Source organism: Micromonospora sp. DH14, from assembly GCF_029809455.1.
GTDB lineage: Bacteria > Actinomycetota > Actinomycetes > Mycobacteriales > Micromonosporaceae > Micromonospora > Micromonospora parva.
The window spans coordinates 1-16,490 of sequence record NZ_JARVKT010000059.1; the positions used below are offsets into that span (position 1 = coordinate 1).

The 16,490-nt window shown below is 69.8% G+C and carries 22 protein-coding genes; 7 read left to right on the forward strand and 15 right to left on the reverse strand.

Features of this window, described 5'->3' with window-relative positions; genetic code table 11:
• Positions 1–358 precede the first annotated feature (358 nt).
• On the reverse strand, positions 359–802 hold the full coding sequence (locus QCZ28_RS33905) for a hypothetical protein (protein WP_279520441.1): 444 nt from the start codon (positions 800–802) through the stop codon (positions 359–361).
• Between the two features lie 121 nt (positions 803–923).
• Between QCZ28_RS33905 and QCZ28_RS33910 the strand changes: the two genes are divergently transcribed.
• Positions 924–1,217, forward strand: a complete 294-nt coding sequence (locus QCZ28_RS33910) for a hypothetical protein (protein ID WP_279520442.1) — start codon at positions 924–926, stop codon at positions 1,215–1,217.
• Positions 1,218–1,336: 119 nt separating this feature from the next.
• On the opposite strand, the gene QCZ28_RS33915 is transcribed toward QCZ28_RS33910, so the two are convergent.
• From QCZ28_RS33915 to QCZ28_RS33980, 14 genes are all read right to left on the reverse strand, one after another.
• Positions 1,337–2,170 (reverse strand): hypothetical protein, encoded by an 834-nt coding sequence (locus QCZ28_RS33915; protein ID WP_279520443.1) that lies wholly within the window; start codon positions 2,168–2,170, stop codon positions 1,337–1,339.
• Positions 2,171–2,295: 125 nt separating this feature from the next.
• Positions 2,296–2,973 carry an NUDIX domain-containing protein gene (locus QCZ28_RS33920; protein WP_279520444.1) on the reverse strand — a complete coding sequence of 226 codons (678 nt, stop codon included), beginning with the start codon at positions 2,971–2,973 and terminating at the stop codon, positions 2,296–2,298.
• A gap of 25 nt (positions 2,974–2,998) precedes the next feature.
• Positions 2,999–3,223, reverse strand: a complete 225-nt coding sequence (locus QCZ28_RS33925) for a hypothetical protein (protein WP_279520445.1) — start codon at positions 3,221–3,223, stop codon at positions 2,999–3,001.
• A gap of 90 nt (positions 3,224–3,313) precedes the next feature.
• Positions 3,314–3,793, reverse strand: coding sequence for a DUF3307 domain-containing protein (locus QCZ28_RS33930; protein ID WP_279520446.1), 480 nt, complete (start codon positions 3,791–3,793; stop codon positions 3,314–3,316).
• Between the two features lie 81 nt (positions 3,794–3,874).
• Entirely contained in the window at positions 3,875–4,513 is a 639-nt protein-coding gene (locus QCZ28_RS33935) for a hypothetical protein (protein WP_279520447.1), read from the reverse strand.
• 152 nt (positions 4,514–4,665) lie between these two features.
• Complete coding sequence (locus QCZ28_RS33940; protein ID WP_279520448.1) at positions 4,666–4,878, reverse strand: hypothetical protein; 213 nt, start codon at positions 4,876–4,878, stop codon at positions 4,666–4,668.
• Positions 4,879–4,965: 87 nt separating this feature from the next.
• The gene (locus QCZ28_RS33945) at positions 4,966–6,900 is read right to left on the reverse strand and encodes a DUF87 domain-containing protein (RefSeq protein ID WP_279520449.1); all 1,935 of its coding nucleotides are present in this window, start codon (positions 6,898–6,900) and stop codon (positions 4,966–4,968) included.
• Positions 6,901–6,973: 73 nt separating this feature from the next.
• The gene (locus QCZ28_RS33950) at positions 6,974–7,153 is read right to left on the reverse strand and encodes a hypothetical protein (protein ID WP_279520450.1); all 180 of its coding nucleotides are present in this window, start codon (positions 7,151–7,153) and stop codon (positions 6,974–6,976) included.
• Positions 7,154–7,155: 2 nt separating this feature from the next.
• Positions 7,156–7,491, reverse strand: a complete 336-nt coding sequence (locus tag QCZ28_RS33955) for a hypothetical protein (protein WP_279520451.1) — start codon at positions 7,489–7,491, stop codon at positions 7,156–7,158.
• 23 nt (positions 7,492–7,514) lie between these two features.
• Complete coding sequence (locus QCZ28_RS33960) at positions 7,515–7,778, reverse strand: hypothetical protein (RefSeq protein WP_279520452.1); 264 nt, start codon at positions 7,776–7,778, stop codon at positions 7,515–7,517.
• Entirely contained in the window at positions 7,775–8,296 is a 522-nt protein-coding gene (locus QCZ28_RS33965) for a hypothetical protein (RefSeq protein ID WP_279520453.1), read from the reverse strand. Before QCZ28_RS33965 ends, QCZ28_RS33960 begins: the two co-directional genes overlap by 4 nt.
• A gap of 175 nt (positions 8,297–8,471) precedes the next feature.
• Entirely contained in the window at positions 8,472–8,969 is a 498-nt protein-coding gene (gene ssb / locus QCZ28_RS33970) for a single-stranded DNA-binding protein (RefSeq protein WP_279520454.1), read from the reverse strand.
• Between the two features lie 25 nt (positions 8,970–8,994).
• Positions 8,995–10,389 (reverse strand): hypothetical protein, encoded by a 1,395-nt coding sequence (locus tag QCZ28_RS33975; RefSeq protein ID WP_279520455.1) that lies wholly within the window; start codon positions 10,387–10,389, stop codon positions 8,995–8,997.
• A 26-nt stretch (positions 10,390–10,415) separates the two neighbouring features.
• A complete protein-coding gene (locus QCZ28_RS33980; protein WP_279520456.1) occupies positions 10,416–10,631 on the reverse strand; it encodes a hypothetical protein in 216 nt (71 codons plus the stop codon).
• 129 nt (positions 10,632–10,760) lie between these two features.
• On the opposite strand from QCZ28_RS33980, the gene QCZ28_RS33985 reads away from it, so the two are divergent.
• The 6 genes from QCZ28_RS33985 to QCZ28_RS34010 all read left to right on the forward strand — a co-directional run bounded on the left by QCZ28_RS33985 (position 10,761) and on the right by QCZ28_RS34010 (position 16,237).
• A complete protein-coding gene (locus tag QCZ28_RS33985) occupies positions 10,761–11,090 on the forward strand; it encodes a hypothetical protein (protein WP_279520457.1) in 330 nt (109 codons plus the stop codon).
• A 71-nt stretch (positions 11,091–11,161) separates the two neighbouring features.
• Complete coding sequence (locus QCZ28_RS33990; protein ID WP_279520458.1) at positions 11,162–11,329, forward strand: hypothetical protein; 168 nt, start codon at positions 11,162–11,164, stop codon at positions 11,327–11,329.
• A 98-nt stretch (positions 11,330–11,427) separates the two neighbouring features.
• Complete coding sequence (locus QCZ28_RS33995; protein WP_279520459.1) at positions 11,428–11,760, forward strand: hypothetical protein; 333 nt, start codon at positions 11,428–11,430, stop codon at positions 11,758–11,760.
• Positions 11,761–12,112: 352 nt separating this feature from the next.
• Positions 12,113–15,115, forward strand: a complete 3,003-nt coding sequence (locus QCZ28_RS34000) for a DUF927 domain-containing protein (RefSeq protein ID WP_279520460.1) — start codon at positions 12,113–12,115, stop codon at positions 15,113–15,115.
• 107 nt (positions 15,116–15,222) lie between these two features.
• The gene (locus tag QCZ28_RS34005) at positions 15,223–15,645 is read left to right on the forward strand and encodes a hypothetical protein (RefSeq protein WP_279520461.1); all 423 of its coding nucleotides are present in this window, start codon (positions 15,223–15,225) and stop codon (positions 15,643–15,645) included.
• Positions 15,646–15,670: 25 nt separating this feature from the next.
• On the forward strand, positions 15,671–16,237 hold the full coding sequence (locus QCZ28_RS34010) for a hypothetical protein (RefSeq protein WP_279520462.1): 567 nt from the start codon (positions 15,671–15,673) through the stop codon (positions 16,235–16,237).
• The last annotated feature ends 253 nt before the right edge of the window (positions 16,238–16,490 follow it).

The following is a 16,490-nucleotide window of genomic DNA, read 5'->3' on the forward strand; positions in this document are numbered from 1 at the left end:
CCCTCCGGGCGGCTGCTCGCGCGCCTCCGGCGGCGAAAAACCCTTGCGGCGTAACGGTTTTCGTCAATTGCAATTGCTGTATCCCTTATTTCATAAGGGATTTCGGAACTGTCCACATCAGAAACCCTTGTGTGGCAACGATTTTAAAGCATGGCATCGATAGGGTCTTTTGGCATTGCGGTTTCTGGTCAATTGTCAAGCTCGAAACCTGTTGCGCTGCAAGGGTTTTCGCTCCGCTGCAACCCTAAAACCCTTGTGACATAAGGCTTTCACAGATGCATCATCACGGAAACCGTTGTGGAGCAAGGGATTCAGGCACGCGCCATCTCGAAAACCGTTGTGGCGTAAGGGTTTCCGGTCAGTCGCAGCGTAGGTGCGTGCCGCACAGCTCGGGTACGTCCGCCTGGCACAGCTTCCACCCGGCCCGGAGTCCGCCGTAACGCTCTGTGCGGAAGGTCCACCGGTGCGCGCTGCCGACCATGGTGAGCGGGTCACCCGGGGCGCTGAACATCAGGTAGACCTCCGCAGTGACCTCGGCCCGGTCGCCGGTGACCTGCTCGCGCCAGTCTCGGGAACCGACCTTCACCGCGTTGCCCCGCCCGTGGCGCTCGATGGTCTTGCGCAGCTCGGCAGCCTGCCGCCGGAGCGCGTCGAACTGGTCCGGGCAGAGGTACCCGCCCGGGGGCGGGTTGCCGTAGCTCAGGGCCACCACCCACCCGTCTGCCGCCGCTATCGCGCTTCCTGCCCCTCGATCCGCCGCCACGGTGCCCCGCACCACCACAGCGGCTACAGCGGCCCCCATGGCCAACACAACCGCCCCAACGATGCCGGCCACGATCGCAAGGCGGACCCTCCCCGGTCGCATCATGATCCGAGAGTGCCACGGGCCACGGAGACGCGGTGCCCCTCGATACGGTCGGGCCATGACGACCGAACCGACCCCGCTGCGGGACAACGGGCCATTCGCCACCCCCGACCAGGCGCGAGCGCAGCTCGCCGCAACCACCCACGGCATCCCGCCGGGCTCGGTCGAGCCTCACGACCTGGCCGCCATGCCCATCCGGGAAGCGCTCATGTTGACCCGGGTCGAGCTGACCGACTTCGAGCGTGCCCAGGTGGCCGCGTTGGGTCGGGTGCTCGACCCGGAAGCGTGCCAGGTGATCGCAGGATGGGTCTTGCGTTCCTACCTGAATTCGCCGCAGCGATCGAGGAACTGAGTTCGCACCCTTCCTTTTCCGGAGATCCGGCCAGGGGCATCTATAGGTTGTGGCGCGTGCATTGCACGCGCCATTTCCGTATTCCTGCCGGCAATTCGTGCGTGACGCACAACGTCAATTCAGGGCAGCGGCGGGTACGACCGGAACGGCACCCCGTGCTGCGCGGCCTGTGACCGGATCGAGTGCGCGTGACCTTGGCAGGCGGGCAGGTAGGCGGTCGGGGTGAGCAGCACCCGGTACGGGGCGGCCAGGCCGCACAGCCCGGACCGGTTGACCACCCAGAACGGGCAGTCTCCCGGGTCGACCGGTGACACGTAGTCACGCTGACCCATGGCGGCCAACAGGCGGATCGTGTCGGGGCCGATCGCGTAGGGGCTGCCGGGTGGCGGGCCAGTAGTCAGACCTGCAAGAGCCGTTGCGGGTGCCGCTGGCGGTCGGACGGCCGGGGCCGGGCGGGTGCTCGGCGGGGCGCTCGGGCGGGTCAGGTCAGCGACCAGGCCGGCCAGGGTGGACAGCGCGGGGAGGTAGCCGGCGGCCGGCGCGGGGGCCGGGCGGGGCCGGGCGACCCGGGGGCGGGGTGCTCGGGCCGGGCGGGGCGCGGCAGCTCGGGCGGCCCGATCCTCGGCGGCCAGCTCGGCGCGGACCTGGCGGCGGATCTCGGCCGGGGACTCGACCACCGGGGCGGTCAGCGGCACCCACACCGACCGGCCGCACTGGCTACAGGGCACCGCGCTCTGCACCGGGCGGCGGGTGGCCCAGGTGTGCCCGCAGTGCCGACAGGTGACCTCCCGGTGTGGGCGGTCCGCCAGGGGTACGGCGGTGGTGGGGTCGGCGGGTACGTAGTGCTGCACCCCGCACTGCCGGCAGGTGGCCGAGCGGCCGATAGCCAGGGTGCTCCACCGGTATCCGCACTCGGGGCACCTGGTGGGTTTGGTCGGTCTACGTTGCGCCATTCCATGATTATCCACTGCCCGCATCTATAGGTACGGGGATGATGCGGGGTGATTCCGGCACCGGTGCACCACGTGGTGCACCCCGCCACACCGGGTGCGGTGGGCGGGGTGCGGGGCGGTGCGGGTCAGGCGAACAGGTCGCGCAGGATGGCGCGGTGGGCGGCGAACACCTCGCCCCCGTAGGTGGCGGCTAGGTGGGCGAACAGACCGGCGTACGAGTCGGCCGGCACCCACTCGGCGCGGCGGGCATCGTCGGCACCGACCAGGGCCGGCAGGTACTCCGGGCCGACCGGGTAGATCCGGACCACGGCGGGCACGGTGACCATCCACGCCTCATCGCTGGCGCGCGGGTCGGGCACCACCCGGGCCGGTAGCAGCTCGGGGTTCATGCAGTGGCCGCAGAGATCCAGGCCGGTTTCCTCGGCCAGCTCGCGCAGCGCTGCGGCGGCCGGGGCCTCTCCCGGGTCGACGTGACCGCCGGGCAGTGCCCACCCGTGATCGTCGTCGCGCTCGACCATGGCGAGCCAGCGGCGGCCGGTCGGGTCGGTGGCGATCACCACGGCGTCCGCGCACAGGGCCTCGCCCCAGTGCCCCAGCTCGTTCCGGCCGTACCGGATGCCGGTCGGGTCGGTCGGTGCGACCGGGCGACCGTTAACCACCTCGAACGGGATCGCGGCGCGGGCCTGGCGCTCGGCCCAGTCGATGCGGGTCGGGTCCATCTCGGGATCGGCCCAGCTCGCGCCGGAGGCGATGCCGGCCAGGACGCTCGGGTGCGTGTAGGTGTGGCTCAGGGTGCGGTTCATGGTGCGGTTCCTTCCGGGGGTCGGGTTAACGCCGGTCCTTCTTGCCCTTGCTCTTGCTCTTGCTCTTGCCGATGGCGACCGCACCGTCACCGATCGCGCACGCGCCCCGAACGGTGATGTTGCCCGTCTTGACGCCCTTGGTGGCGCGGCCCTGGTCGAGCGTCCAGTGACCGCAGGTGCACTTGCCGAGCGCACCGGTGCTGTCGACGCTGACCGGGCCGCAGGGCTTGCCGCACGCCTCGCAGTTCATGGGGATCTACCTCTCTGGTCGGGGGGGCCGGTCCGGTCGGGCCGCCTCCGCGCGGGCACCCGGTGATGGGCGGGTGCCCCACGGGGGCGGTCAGGCCGCGATCAGGGCGGCGACCAGCAACCACCCGATGTGCCAGGACTGGTCAAGGGCGTACGCGCCGGTGCCGATGCTCGGGTTGTCGTCGTGGCCGGGGCGGGGCGCACCGAGTGCGTAGAACTTCCCGGAACCGGTGCGGTCGGCCAGCCAGCGCAGCGGGGCGCGGCGGTCAGCGATCCAGTGCGAGACGGCCGAGACGGTCAGCGCGAGCGCGAGCCGGTACGGGTCGAGATCCAGGCCGCACCGCCAGGCCACCACCAGTACGGCACCGAGTGCGGTTGCGGTGTAGGTGAGCACGTGGGCGGTGCAGTGCCAGCGCGAGCGCCACACCGAACAGTGCGGGTGTGCCGCACCAGGGGGCAGCGAGTCGCACCCCTTGTGGTCGGCCTGGTGCTGGGTCTGCACCCAGTGGTCCGCGATGGTGTGGGCGGCGAACAGGGCGGCGAACAGAGCGGCGAACGTGGCGGCGGTCATGATGGGGGTGCTCCTGTCGTGGGAGTGGTGAGCGGCCCCGGATTGCTGCCAGGCGGACGGGGCCGCTCGCGCGTGTGCGGGTCAGGCGGCGGGGGTGGTGCGGGTCGGTGCGGTGCGGGTGCGCTCGACCCGCACCACCTGAACCTCAGCGGCCCGGAACGTCCAGCACGAGCCGGCGGACTGCCGGATGGTCACCGTGTGCTCGGGGTCGGAACTGATCAGCGTTTCCAGCTCGGTCGCCTGGTCGCCGCTCAGCCCGTCGAGCTGCACCGTGTGGTCCTCACCGGTTTCCGGGTGCCGCACGGTCACGCTGGCCGACCAGTCGGCGCGGATGAAGTCGGCAAGGGTGCCATCGGCCCAGCGCTCCCAGGTGGACGGCTGCGAGGCGGTCAGCTTGTCGCGCCGGTACTGCGCGGTTCCCTTGGGAACGTCCATGGCCAGGGCCAGATCCCCGTACGAGCCACCGGCGGCGGCGTGGGCGCGGATCAGCGCGTCGCGGATGCCCTGCAACCGGGGGGTAAGTCGACGCTCGGTGTCGTTGATCAGGTTGTGCCAGTCGTTGGCGGTCATCACCTGGTCGCCGTCCCGCAGGCGGGCCATGGCGATCAAAGCCGAGCTGAACCAATCGAGCATCATCATGCCGTCCGCACCCAGGGTGCGGCCGTAGCTGGCGGGCACGTTCAGGGTGAGCGAGCCATCGGGGTTCGTACGCAGCTCCATTGCGATCCCTCTCGTCCGTACTGACTTCCGTACGAATGATCGTATGGGTTTCCATACGAAGATCACAAGGGATCGACGTGTCAGGCGGCCGACAGCAACCGGCCCGCACCTCCCGGTGTGGGAGCGGTGCGGGCCGGTGCGGCTACACTGCGTCAGATTTGCGGAGGGCGGATCGCGTTGCCGATCATCATGGGCATACGGGAACGCTGCCACCACGGAAGCGCATTCAGCGCGTCATTCACGCACGAATTCAGCTCGGACCACTCGGGGGTTTCGTCGTGCATTCCGTCGCGTATTTGCTGGTCGGCCAGCGCATCCAGGGCGGCAACCAGGCCGCGCGCCCGGTGCCAGTTCGTCCAGTCCATTTCTCGCCTCTCTCGGGGAAGGAGCGGCGCGCGGCCGGAGTGTGGATTCCGAGATCGCGCGCCGTCCATTTGTCGACCGACTCTCTGTCACTTCTTGAATTCGGCCCGCTTGCTTTCCGTCTCTACCCACTCGATCAGGTCACCGACCCGGTAGGTGTCGGCCAGTCCCTTTTTCCCGGACGCAGCCGGCGCGAATTCCGGGTTGTTCTTCCGCGCCCGCTGTAGGCGCTTCTTAGCGGCGTCGAACTGGCCGGGAACAATACCCGCGTTGACCGCCTCTCGAAGCGTCAGAAGGGCATTCAGCGGGTCGGGCGGGGTGTCCCCGGTCGGCTGGCCGGTCCCCGGGACCGAGCCGGGACTTACCTGATCATCCCCGGGGCGAGCGTAGAGCGGGGACACGGGGACACCGGGGCTGTTTTCCAGGTCGATCGGGCGGCCGACCGTGGCGATTGCGCGAGCTTCCTCCGGTTCCAGGTAGGCCACCTGAACCTCAGTCGCGTTGCCCGCAACCACGATTTGCCACCGACCCAGGACACCCGATCGGCGGGGCATCGGGCACTCAGGGGCAAGCATTTTCCAGTTGTTCGCCGTGTACCGAGCGAGCGCCCGGATACCGAAGTTTTCCCGCGATTCCGGCCCGCCAGTCGTGTTCGCGGTAAGCATTTGCGCCACCCCGAACAGGTGCACCTTTGCCGACCGGCCCATAAACATGATGTTGCGGAATGCCTGGATAGCCGGGGAGGTCTTCGGGTCTTCCTTTCCGCGCAACTCTTCCCAGTACGCCTTTAGCTGCGCGACGGTCGCGTTCATTTCCTCGAAAATTACCAGCACCCGATCCCCGGGATTCCAGTCTTCCGGCTGAGTCAGGGCCTCCCGGTTGCGCTCATCGGCCAGGCCGCTCGTGCCGATCAGGGCCGAGTGCATGTCCTGAACCTCGGTGCAGTAGGTGACTCCCGGTAGTCCCAGCGCCCACCGGTGCGACCCCTTGCGGTCGATGATCAGCACCCGACCGCCACGGGAGAGCACCTGCACCCCGATCAGCATGGCGAGCACACTCTTTCCCGCACCCGATCCGGCCGAGCACGCGAGGTGGGGGGAGTCGCTGTTGAGGCTGACCACGTACGGCCGGCCACCGGCCCGCAGCCCGAGTAGGAATTCGTCGTCCTTGAGCGAGTCAAGATAGGGCTCGATCTCCGCGAAGCCGACCGAGCGCGGGGGGCGCTCGCGGACCGTCCACATGCCCACGGCGTGCGTGCCCACCTGGTCCCACGACTCGACCAGATCCCCGAGCGGAAGCTTCGCGGTGATGGTCTGCCGGATGATCTTTTGCAGCTCGGGCGTGACGTACCCGGCTACCTCGATCTCGACCCGGGCCGGCTTGGTGTGGCTCGGGCGGCGGAAGTAGTCCAGCCGGCGGCGGGCCGCCAGGGCCGGGCGGGTGTCGGCCGCCCACCACCGCAGTTTCATCAGCCGGTCGGGCACGTAGCGGACGCCGGGCTCGATGTGCTCGCCGTACCAGCGGCGTAGCGCGATCTCGGCCGGGCTCATCGGGTCGACCAGGCGGGCGGCCAGGCCGGCCAGTTCGGGCGAGACGGTCAACCACTGTTCGGGTCGGGTGTGCTCGGGGATGCGCAGCACCGGGGCCAGGGCGGCGGCGAGAGGCTGCGTGTAGACCCGGCGGAACTTGCGGGTCTTGATCCGGCGGCGGCCCCGGATGGCGGCCCTGGCGGCCACAGTGGCGGCCACGGTGCCGGCCCCGGCTTGGGTCAGGGTCGGCTCGGTGACGTAGCTGTAGGCCACCGCAGCGGCCCCGGTCGGGGTGCCGAGTCGAAACGCCTGGCGCTGCCACCCGGGCCGGTACATCCACCGGCGGGCGCGGCGGTACGGGGGGAGCACCTCGGTTCCCCGGTGGAGGTAGGTGGCATCCGTACGCGGCTTGCCGTCCATCGGGCGGCCGGCCAGGAACCGGTACACCAGGCGCGGCACGGTGTGCTGTCGAGCGATCTTGATCCGGTGGGACATGATGTGCACCTCTCGCTGAGTCGGGAGAGCGGGGCCGGTCCGGGCTGAATCGAGGCCGGCCCCGCGCGGGGATCTACCTTCGGGGCTTGCGGACCTCGAACGTGTCCGAGGAACCGCGCTGCAACTTCTGCCGCTTGGCGATCACGGCGGCGCGCGCCTGGTCGGCGGTGCCGGGCTGGCTCACCGAACGGGTCTTGCCGGTCTGGCCGGAGCGGCGGAACGCCTGGTAACCGGTGTCGGTGCTGTCGCTCATGGTCAGTTCCTCTCGCGGTTGGCCAGCTCAGCCGAGATCCCAAGGTGGACGGGCTGGCGGTGGTTGTCGAGGCAGTAACCGGAGTAACTGGCACCGGCGCGCACGATCTCCAACCGGGACCACCCCGAGCGCTCGAACAGGTCGACCAGGGCGGCGATCACCTGGTCGCGGTCCATCTCGGCCGGGGCGGGCTCGGCCGCGATCCGGTCCAGCTCGGCGGCCAACAGGGGCAGGCCGGCGGCCCGGATCTCGTCGCGCAGCTCGGCGTGCCGGGCGGGGTCGGTGGTGGCGATCAGGTCGGACTCGATGTCGGCCAGGGGCCGGGAGTTGCGTCCCATAGAAATGATCCTCTCTCGGATTGTCACCACAGGGTGACCTCTGCGTATCCGTCCGGCATGGACGGGCGCTTTTGGGGGCGCGGGTCGCGGGGGCTGAGGTCGGGCCGCTTCCGCTTGATGTTGCGCTCATCCGTCTCGATCCGGTCACCGTCCACGTCGACCGTGATCCGGTAGCCGGACACCCGGACCACCTCGCACAGCGGCATTCGGTAGGCCGCGCTCGGGGCGGTCGGAAGGGTCGGCACCAGGTAGACGTACTCCCCTTCCTTGATCGGTTCGACGGTCATCGGGCACCCGCCCGGGTGGTCGACCAGGTGGCCGAGCTGGCGGCGGGTTGGGTGGTGACGGCGGCGGCCGGCGCGGTCCGCCGGGGCGTGCCGACCTTGACGCGCACGCGGCGCGGGGGCAGGGCGGACGGGGCGGTGCGGGGCCGGCGGCGGTCGTGGGCCACCAGGGCGGCGACCGCCAGGCCGCCCGTGGCGAGCGCCAGGCACGCGGCGGTCAGTCGCCAGTCGGCCAGGGCGGCGGCCCCGATCGCGGTGGCCAGGCATCGGGCGGTGGCGCGGACGTGGCGGGCGTAGCGGGCGCGACGCTGGCGGCTCGGGCGCATGACGGTGCCGGAGTGCCAGCGCCAGGCGTAGACCGTGCCGACCGCCAGGGTTGCGGCCAGGGCCGGCAGCGCGCGGCGGCCGAACCGGTAGCCGAGCACGACCAGGGCGACCAGGACGCGGCAGGGGCCGGGGATCTTCTCCCCGACCGGGGTCCGGCGGGGCCGGCAGCTCCCGTCACAGGTGACGTGACACATGGGTCAGCCCTCCCGACCGGCCGTAGCCGGAACGCTCGGGAGGAACGGCGGGTATGCCAAAATCCTCATGATCGGTTCCGTTCCTTGAGGAAGGGTGCGGGGTCCGGTTGTGCGCCGCGTGAGCGGCTGAGCCGGCCGCCGGGAGCTGCGAACTCCTGGCGGCCGGTGCCGTTGGCTAGAAGGGCGGTTCCTCGTCGTCGCGGTAGCGGCGGGAGGCCCCGGTGGGGGCCGGAGAGGTCGGGCGGTTGCGTGACGCGGTGGCCCACGGGTCATCGGCCGGACCGCCGTTGCTGCGGCTGGCCTTGCTGACCTTCGCGGTGGCCCACGTCAGCTCGGGGCCGGCGGCGTCCACGTCGAGCACCATCCGCGAGCGCTTCTCTCCGGCGGTCCCGCCGTTGCGGCCGTCCGTCTCCCACCGCTCGGTGCGCAGAGTGCCGGTCGCGATGACCCGCGCGCCCTGGCTGACGCTCTCGGCGATGTTCTCGGCGAGCTGACGCCACGCGGTGCAGTCGAGGAACGTGGGCTCACCGTCGATCCACTTGCCCGACTCCCGGTCGAGCTTGCGGGGGGTGTGCGCCACGGTGAACTTGACCACCGCCACGCCGGCGGGAGTGAACCGCAGTTCGGGATCGCGGACCAGGTTGCCGGTGATGGTGAACGGGAGGTTGTTCATGGTCGGGACTTCCTTTCGGTCGGGTCTACTCGGACGGGACGGCGCGCAGGTCGGGGCGGGTGCCGTTGACCGGCGTCATGGGCAGGTCGGCCACCAGGGCGGTCGTCAGGTCGGCGGACGTGTCCGCCAGCTCGGCCGGGGGGACCGTGCGGGGCCGGCGGGGCCGGCGCGGGGCCGAGCTGGCGGGGGTGCTTGGCTCGGGGGAGGAAGCCGCGGTGACCTCACCGGAGGTCGCGCGGGTCTTGCGGTGGCGGGCCGGGGTCGCGGCGGGCGCGGTCACCGGCTCGGCCGGGGTCGGGTCGGGGGTGCTCGGCACCGGGGCGGCCGGCAGGGCGGCCGGGGTGCTCGGGGCCGGCAGGGCGGCGACCGGGGCGGGCACCTGGCGGCGAGCCTTGTAGACCAGGGACTCACTCACCCGAACCCCGGTGCCGGCCAGGTAGTCGACCACGCGGGACGCGGGCACCTCACCGAGCGCGGTGTGTGCGTAGTGGATCGCGGCGGTCTTGCTGACCATGGTCAGGTCGACCGGGGCACCGCCGGACACCGGGGCGTCATCGTCGGCCAGGTCGTCCACATCGACCGGGGGCGGGGGCGCGGCGGCCGGCAGGGCGGCCGGCTTGCCGGTGGCGTGCGCGCCGATCCGGTCGGCGGTCAGCTCACCGGCCAGGATCGCGGTCAGCCCGTCGTAATCGGCGTTCTCGGCCAGGTTCGCGGCGACCTTGCCCAGGTCGTACGTGTTGACCGCGATGGTGGCCATGTTCGACCCGGCAGCCTTGCCGATCTTCTTGCGCAGCTCGGCCGAGATCGCGCCGGTGCGCCGCTCGGCGGCCAGCTCGGCGTACGCGGCCCCGATGCTGGCGAGCATCCCGAGACGCGGGGTGCTTGGCTCGGTGCCTTCCGGCTGACCCTCGATCTCGGTCATCCGCTGTTCGGCATTGAGCTGCGCCAGGCGGCGGGCGCGGCGGGTGATCCCGGGGTGCCGGACCCACTGGACGATGCCGTAGACCGGCGGGGTGTCGGCCAGCTTGCCCTTACTCCGCAACGCATCGCGCCGTTGGGCGGCCGAGTCGATCAGGTAGACCAGGAAGCCGAGAGCGGAGAAGCCACCGAAGAATGCAGCCTGCCCGAGCTGGTGTGCGTCGGGGCCGTAGTGGCCGAACCAGTTGATCGCAACCGCGCCGGTCGCCACCGCAGCGGCCAGAACGCGGGCCGGGAGAGCGGACTCACCGAGGTTGCGGCGGCGGTCCGCGTGGATGGACAGCACCACGCCACCCAGCTCGGCCGCGCCGACCGCAGCGACAGCGGCCAACAGGGGCCACTTCAACCAGCCGGCGGCGGACGTGCTGGCACCGGTGATGGACACGGCCAGCACCACGGCGTAAAGCGCGAGGGTTGGGCGATCTTGGATTGCGGCGCCCATTTTCTTGATCATGGGACGGCTCATGGTCAGTCCGCCTTTCGGGTCGGTCCGGTGATCCCGAGTGCGGTCGCGGTGGCGGTCGCATCGGCGGCCAGGTGGGCCGTGGCGATCCGGACGGCCAGGCGGAGCGCATCGGTCATCGTCACGCGCTGGCCGAGCGTGCCGGTTGCGGCAGCGGCGAAGCTGCGCAGCTCGTCACGTGCGCCGTGCGAGACGTTGATCGCGGTGTACTCGGATGCCACGGTGGCCTCTCTCTCGGGTTGGGGTGGACCTGTCCCACGCTACTGATCAATTTCTGTAGTGTCTAGGACAATGTTGTAAGTTGTTGTAAGATTCTCGCACAGAGATCCACCGACGAAGGGAGACACGCCATGCGAGCACTGCCGTTGTTCGGGGAGCTGATCCTTCATGGACGGGTGCCAGGGGTTCCGCCGGTGACGCTGCGACCCTTGATCCCGACCGCCGGGGCCGGTCCGGTCACCCTGCCGGTCGTGTACTGCTCGGGGTGCTCGACGCAGCTCGTGCAGCACTGGTACGCGGCCGACGTCGAGCGGGGCGGGCCGGTCCGCCTGGTCTGCCTGTTCTGCGTGGCGGCCGAGCCGGGCGCGGTGCACCCGCTGACCTCGGATGCGGCCGACTGGTTGTCGTCTGCGGTTGCCCGGCGTGGCGGGGTGGACACGGCACCGTCCACCGGAGAATGATCACCGGCTATCAGGCGACGAAAGGGGTTCCGGTGCAGCGAGAGCGGCGCAGTCTCCGACTCGATCTAGCGATGGTCGAGCGGGCGCGCGAGCGCGCCGGGTTGCCGGCGGATGCTCCGGTGTCGGCAGTGGTCCGGTACGCCCTGGCCGAGCTGGCCGGGGCGGACACCGTGGCCGCGCTCGACTCGACCCCGGGCCGAGGTGCCATGTCCTACCGGGAGCGGGTGCACGCGGCATGACCAGTCGTCGGGTGGCTCGGGTAGCTCGGATGCGTGCGCGCGTCCGGGCTGCTCGGCGTCACCCGGCGGCCCGTGCTCGGCTGCTCTACCGGTGGCAGATGCAGCGACTCATGTCGTTCGGGGTGGTCATGGTCAGGGCCGGGTGCGGCACGGTGGCGCACTGGCTCTGCGCGTTCACCCTGGCGACCGTTGCGAAGTTCTCCCCGGGCTCGATCCCGGTCCCGATCCAGCGCAGAGACGGGCTCGCTGTCCGCCTGGCGGTAGCCGCCACGCTGGCGACCCTGGCCGCTGCGTGCGTGGCCGCCTGGTCGATGACGGCCGTTGCCGAGCTGCGGATTATCCACCCGACCGACACGCGGCCGGTGGCAACACCGGTCAGGGGTCCGGGCCTGGCGTCACGTCTGGCCCGGCTCGGTAGGTACGCCATGTGACCTGCAAAAAGCTTCGGGCCGGACGCCTAGGAACGTCCGACCCGAGGTGTAGCCACACCAACCGTGCAAGGAAGGCAAGAGCTGTGCATCACGATAACCGACGCTGCGCGCGTAGGGGCGATCAAGGGCGGCAGGAATGACTGCCGCCGCGCCGCGCCAGCGGTCCAGTACGCCGGGTAACGGCAGGAATGCCGACCCGGCCAGCGGCAGGAATGCCGATGTTCTGACACTGCCGGGTTCGGCCCCGCTCCCGGGTGACCGGTGGGTGCCGGGTAGCTCGGCCCCATTGCGCTACACCATCGGGCAGGGTGTCTGGCGCGAAGACAAGCCGCTGTTGCGATGGTGTCCGCGTGTGACCCGGCACCTGGTGACCTACTCGCCCCGGGGTGAGGTGACCAGTCGGCGCGTCACCATCGAGGTCGGCGGGGTGACCGCCACCGTGTCCACTCGCGATGTCGCGGACGGCTCGGTGTGGGCCGACCGGTTCCCCGGTGCCGCTGGCGTGGCGGGGCGGGAGGCGCGAGACGCGCTGACCAACATCGTCGACGACCAGGCGGCCCGGTTGCCGTTGACTCCGCTGCATCCCCGGTGGGACGGCGGGGTGTTGATCCTGCCGCCCGATGACGTGCTCCCGGCGGGGTACGGGGTGACCGCCGGTCGGCCGTCCGATTTCCGGGTGGTGCTGCGGGAGGCGGCCCGGTCGCCCCGGGCCGCCCTGGTGGTCGGGTGCGCGGTCGGTGGGCTGTACGTCGACCCGTTGGGCCGGCAGAGCTACACGGTCCACCTGGCGGGCCGGTCGAGCGCGGGAAAGACCACCACCGCGCGGGCCGCTGCGGCCGTGTTCGGTGACCCCCGGCACATCGTCAAGCGGTGGGACGTGACCGCCAACGGGCTCGGTGCCTGGCTGCGGGACATGGCGTGCCTGACCGGGTTCCGCGATGAACTCGGGGCCGCGAAGTTCCGGGTTCAGGATCTTGAGTCGGTCATCTTCCGCGCCATGGAGGGGGCCGCCCGGGACGTGAGCGACCGGGAGGGTCGGCTACGCGAGACGCGGGGAAGCTGGCACGGTGCCCTGATCTCGACCGGCAACGAAACGATCGTGGAGCGGGTGCCGAACGAGGGGATCGCGGCCCGGGTGGTCGAGCTACAAGGGGCGCTGACCCTCTCGGCAGATCACGCCAACCGGCTCGACGCGGCGATCTCGGCCGGGCACGGTCACGGCCTGGCGGCGATCGTCGGGCGGGCGCTGGCACCGGAGACGTTCAGCGAGTGGGCCGACCAGGCCGGCGGCAAGCTGGACATGCCCGATGGCGGCCCGGGTCGACGGCTCGGGCAACACATCTCCATGGGCGTTGCCGGGGCGCGGCTGCTCGGGGAGCTGTTCGACGTGCCCGAGCTGGCGGCGGCGGCGGCCGAGGGGGCCGGCGGGGTGCTGGCCGATCAGTTGGCCGGTCTGGCCGAGCGGGGCAGCGATCCGGGGGAGCGGCTGTTGATGGCCGTGGCGGGCGCGATGGCGGCCGACCCGGGCAGCTTCCCGACCCGCACCGCGTATGAGCGGATGTGCATGGAGGCGGTGCAGTTCGGGCGGCCGGGGCCGCGCGTGCTCGGGTGGGATCTCGACGGAGACACCCTGCCCGGTGACGTGGCCGTGATCACGACGAAGCTGGCCGCGATCAGTGACCCCGCCGGGATTGATGATCCGGGGATCGCGTTGCGGGAGCTGCGGAAGGTCGGCGGGTTGCTCGCGGCCAAGGATGGCCGGAACCTGGCGCGACTGGTCAAGGTCGGGGGCAAGCCGGTCCGGTCGTATGTGTTCGCCGGGGTCCACCCGAGCGAGGTAGAAGTGGCACCCGAGGGGCCGGTAACGACTCCGGTAACGACCTCGGTAACGACACCGGTAACGACCCCTGACCAGGGCGGTAACGACAGTAACGACCTTTTCGGGGATTCAGTCGTATGTGTGCGCGAGGGGGAGCCGGGACGGGGCGGCCCGGGTGGACCTGGCGGGCCGGGTGACCCGTGCTCGGTGTGCCGGCGGCCCGGGGAGTGGTGCGGGTTTGGCGAGGTGGCCGAGGATCGGTTGCCGTGCCTGGTGTGCGGAGATCCGACCCGGGTCCGCTCGGCCTGCGGTGCGCCACGCACCAACCTGTGCCGACCCGCTGAGAGCGCCCAGGAAGCCCCGGAGGTGTCCGGGGTGGCCGGAGGTACCCCAAGGGGTCCGATCGGGCCGCAGCGGGCCGCACAGCCGGTTAGGCGGGGTAGCTCGGTCGAGCTGGACACCCCGGAGGAACGGGCCGACTGGACGCGGGCCGCGTTGAAGGTGCTCGACGGGGGCGAGCTGCCGGCCGAGCTGGCGGCGGCGAGCCTGGCCGTGTGGCACGAGGTGACTGGCGGTCTGCGGTGGACCGGGTGGGCCGGGGACACGGCCGTGTCCGCCCTGGCCTGGCTGGACGGTCGGCGGGGCGCGACAGCTCGGGGCGAGGCTGCGGCCGAGGTGGAGTTACCCGAGCTGGCTGACCTGGCCGAAGACCTGGTGTTGCACCTGGATTACGTGGACGGCGGCCAGGTGCCCGAGGTCGGGCAGACCGTGATCGGGCTGGACGTGTTCGGGCAGTTCCTCGCGGCGGCCCCGATCACGCTCGGGACCGGGGCACCGGTTCGGCTCAACCGGCCCCGGTCGCTGGGTGCACTCACCAAGGCACCGGGGTACGTCCGCCTGGCCGAGTCGATCGACCACCCGCACCCCGCGTGGTCGACCAGGCTGCGGGCCGGGCAGGTACTCCCGATGCCGTACGTGGATTTCCTGATCAAGCGCGGGACCGAGGTTCAGGCGGATGAGGCCCTGATCTGGACGGCCGGCAACCACCGGCCGCACCTGGCCATGTGGGCCAAATTGTTCCGGACCGCGTGGTACGCCCTGGCGGACCGCACCGATGAGCCGGCAGTGCTGGCGTTCAAGGTGCTCAAGTCGGTGTATGCCACGTTCATTGGTGGGTGGATGCGCAGCGACAAGAACACCACCCGGACCATGCGGCGAGACTGGTCGGATCACATCATCGCGGAATCGTGGGTACGTGCATTTGTGGCGCTGGAAAAGGCCGAGCAGAATGGCCGGACCGCGCTCGGAATGCGGCGCGACTCCGCATGGTTCCTTTCGGATTCCGGACTGGAATTGCCGGCAGGCGTCACGGTCTGGACTAAGGAAAACAACATTCCCAAGAAGCTCGGTAAATGGAAGTTGGACCGGTGGGCCGAGGTAGACACGGCGATTGTCGAGGGTCACGCCACGGGTAGCCCAGATATGCTCAACAAGGCCATTAAGAACGCTCACGAGACGCGGGAGGCGGGGCAGTGAACTTCGGAGAATCGCGGGAGAGCGCAGGGCGGCCCCGTGGCTGGCAGGAATCCGTACGAGCAGTTCAGGCAGCGCACCCGGGCAAGGGTGAGGCGTCGAAATACCTAATGGACACCTACGGAGTCAGCCGGCGGACCGCTCAGAAGTGGCTCAAGGGCGACCAGGCCCCGAGTGAGCGAGGCGGACGGCGGGACGCGGTGCGGGGCGACAAGCGGGCAGCTCGGAGGATTGCAGCCGACCAGATGCGGTCAGCCAAGGTCGCGGCGGTCGGCAAAATTCAGGTGGTCAGCAAGAGCAATCAGAAGCCCGCAGGGTCACGCAATGTCGGGGTGGTCACTATCGATCCACAGTCGCGGCGACTGCTCAACGAGGCCGCCTCACTGCTCGAATCCGGTATGGACGACCAGGCGGCACAGAAAGCCAGTGACGCAATCATGAGCGCATACGGCCGAAGCAAGGGTGACAACGGCCAGGTTGCGGGGGCGTTAGAAATTGGCGAGTGGTCCGGCCTACTCGACTTCATGGAATAGGAGGGCAGTTGCCTTGACTGACCAGGTGAGGGATGGACTCCCCACGGCCGAGGAAATCCGGCAAGCGTGCAAGCTTTTGCAAATTCCGCTTGACGAAGAACACATGGGTACTGAATCGATGACTGGCGAGCGGCAGGTTACCGCGTTGCTGGCAGTGCTAGCCGCGTGGGTCAATTGCTATCAGACGGTCAACGATTACAACCACGATCGCCTAAGCCTCGATGAGGTTCGGATGCTGGTCGCATCCGCCGAATCGGAAGTGTGGCCGTTCGTAGAGGGTGAGGAATCGCTAACCGCGATAGCGGCCATGAATTCGGCACTATGGCGCATTCAGTGGGCAGCGCTCACCATTCAAGAGATCGGGCGCTCTCCCCACGCGCTCAATCCGTCCGAAGGAATAGCCGCTTTGCTGCGGGCTGCGGGCTGTCTGATCACAGAGTGGCGAGAGGCGCACGGGCAACCCGGGTTCATTCTCGACGGTCGCACATTCTCCACCAGTAAAGGAGAATACGCATTACAGGCTAAGCGCGAAATACGTACAGCACAGGACGTGATTACGCGAATTGTTGGCCCACCTAAAAAGCGGAAGTAATCGAATTCGATAAGCGCCAAAGATTGGTTCTGGCGAATTGCCGGAACCAATCTTTGCATTTCCGGCCGGAAGGTCAACCTCAAAAGACATCATCAATGCATTGAGCTAAACCGTTGTGGCGTAAGGGTTTCGACAGTGGACAGTCCCGAAAACCGTTGCAGCGTAAGGGATTCAGCGAGCGCGCGAGGGGGATTCCCTTGCTCCGCAAGGGATTCAGTCGCCGCCGGAGGCGCGCGAGCAGCCGCCCGGAGGG

Coding starts and splice junctions, on each gene's coding strand:
- QCZ28_RS33925 (WP_279520445.1), bottom strand. CDS start 3,223: ATGAACTGCGAGGCGTGCGGCAAGCCCTGCGGCCCGGTCAGCGTCGAC.
- QCZ28_RS33955 (WP_279520451.1), bottom strand. CDS start 7,491: ATGGGACGCAACTCCCGGCCCCTGGCCGACATCGAGTCCGACCTGATC.
- QCZ28_RS33960 (WP_279520452.1), bottom strand. CDS start 7,778: ATGACCGTCGAACCGATCAAGGAAGGGGAGTACGTCTACCTGGTGCCG.
- QCZ28_RS33930 (WP_279520446.1), bottom strand. CDS start 3,793: ATGACCGCCGCCACGTTCGCCGCTCTGTTCGCCGCCCTGTTCGCCGCC.
- QCZ28_RS33975 (WP_279520455.1), bottom strand. CDS start 10,389: ATGGGCGCCGCAATCCAAGATCGCCCAACCCTCGCGCTTTACGCCGTG.
- QCZ28_RS33990 (WP_279520458.1), top strand. CDS start 11,162: ATGGTCGAGCGGGCGCGCGAGCGCGCCGGGTTGCCGGCGGATGCTCCG.
- QCZ28_RS33965 (WP_279520453.1), bottom strand. CDS start 8,296: ATGTGTCACGTCACCTGTGACGGGAGCTGCCGGCCCCGCCGGACCCCG.
- QCZ28_RS33985 (WP_279520457.1), top strand. CDS start 10,761: ATGCGAGCACTGCCGTTGTTCGGGGAGCTGATCCTTCATGGACGGGTG.
- QCZ28_RS33915 (WP_279520443.1), bottom strand. CDS start 2,170: ATGGCGCAACGTAGACCGACCAAACCCACCAGGTGCCCCGAGTGCGGA.
- QCZ28_RS33940 (WP_279520448.1), bottom strand. CDS start 4,878: ATGGACTGGACGAACTGGCACCGGGCGCGCGGCCTGGTTGCCGCCCTG.
- ssb (WP_279520454.1), bottom strand. CDS start 8,969: ATGAACAACCTCCCGTTCACCATCACCGGCAACCTGGTCCGCGATCCC.
- QCZ28_RS33995 (WP_279520459.1), top strand. CDS start 11,428: ATGCAGCGACTCATGTCGTTCGGGGTGGTCATGGTCAGGGCCGGGTGC.
- QCZ28_RS33905 (WP_279520441.1), bottom strand. CDS start 802: ATGGGGGCCGCTGTAGCCGCTGTGGTGGTGCGGGGCACCGTGGCGGCG.
- QCZ28_RS33945 (WP_279520449.1), bottom strand. CDS start 6,900: ATGTCCCACCGGATCAAGATCGCTCGACAGCACACCGTGCCGCGCCTG.
- QCZ28_RS33910 (WP_279520442.1), top strand. CDS start 924: ATGACGACCGAACCGACCCCGCTGCGGGACAACGGGCCATTCGCCACC.
- QCZ28_RS34005 (WP_279520461.1), top strand. CDS start 15,223: ATGGACACCTACGGAGTCAGCCGGCGGACCGCTCAGAAGTGGCTCAAG.
- QCZ28_RS33920 (WP_279520444.1), bottom strand. CDS start 2,973: ATGAACCGCACCCTGAGCCACACCTACACGCACCCGAGCGTCCTGGCC.
- QCZ28_RS33935 (WP_279520447.1), bottom strand. CDS start 4,513: ATGGAGCTGCGTACGAACCCCGATGGCTCGCTCACCCTGAACGTGCCC.
- QCZ28_RS33950 (WP_279520450.1), bottom strand. CDS start 7,153: ATGAGCGACAGCACCGACACCGGTTACCAGGCGTTCCGCCGCTCCGGC.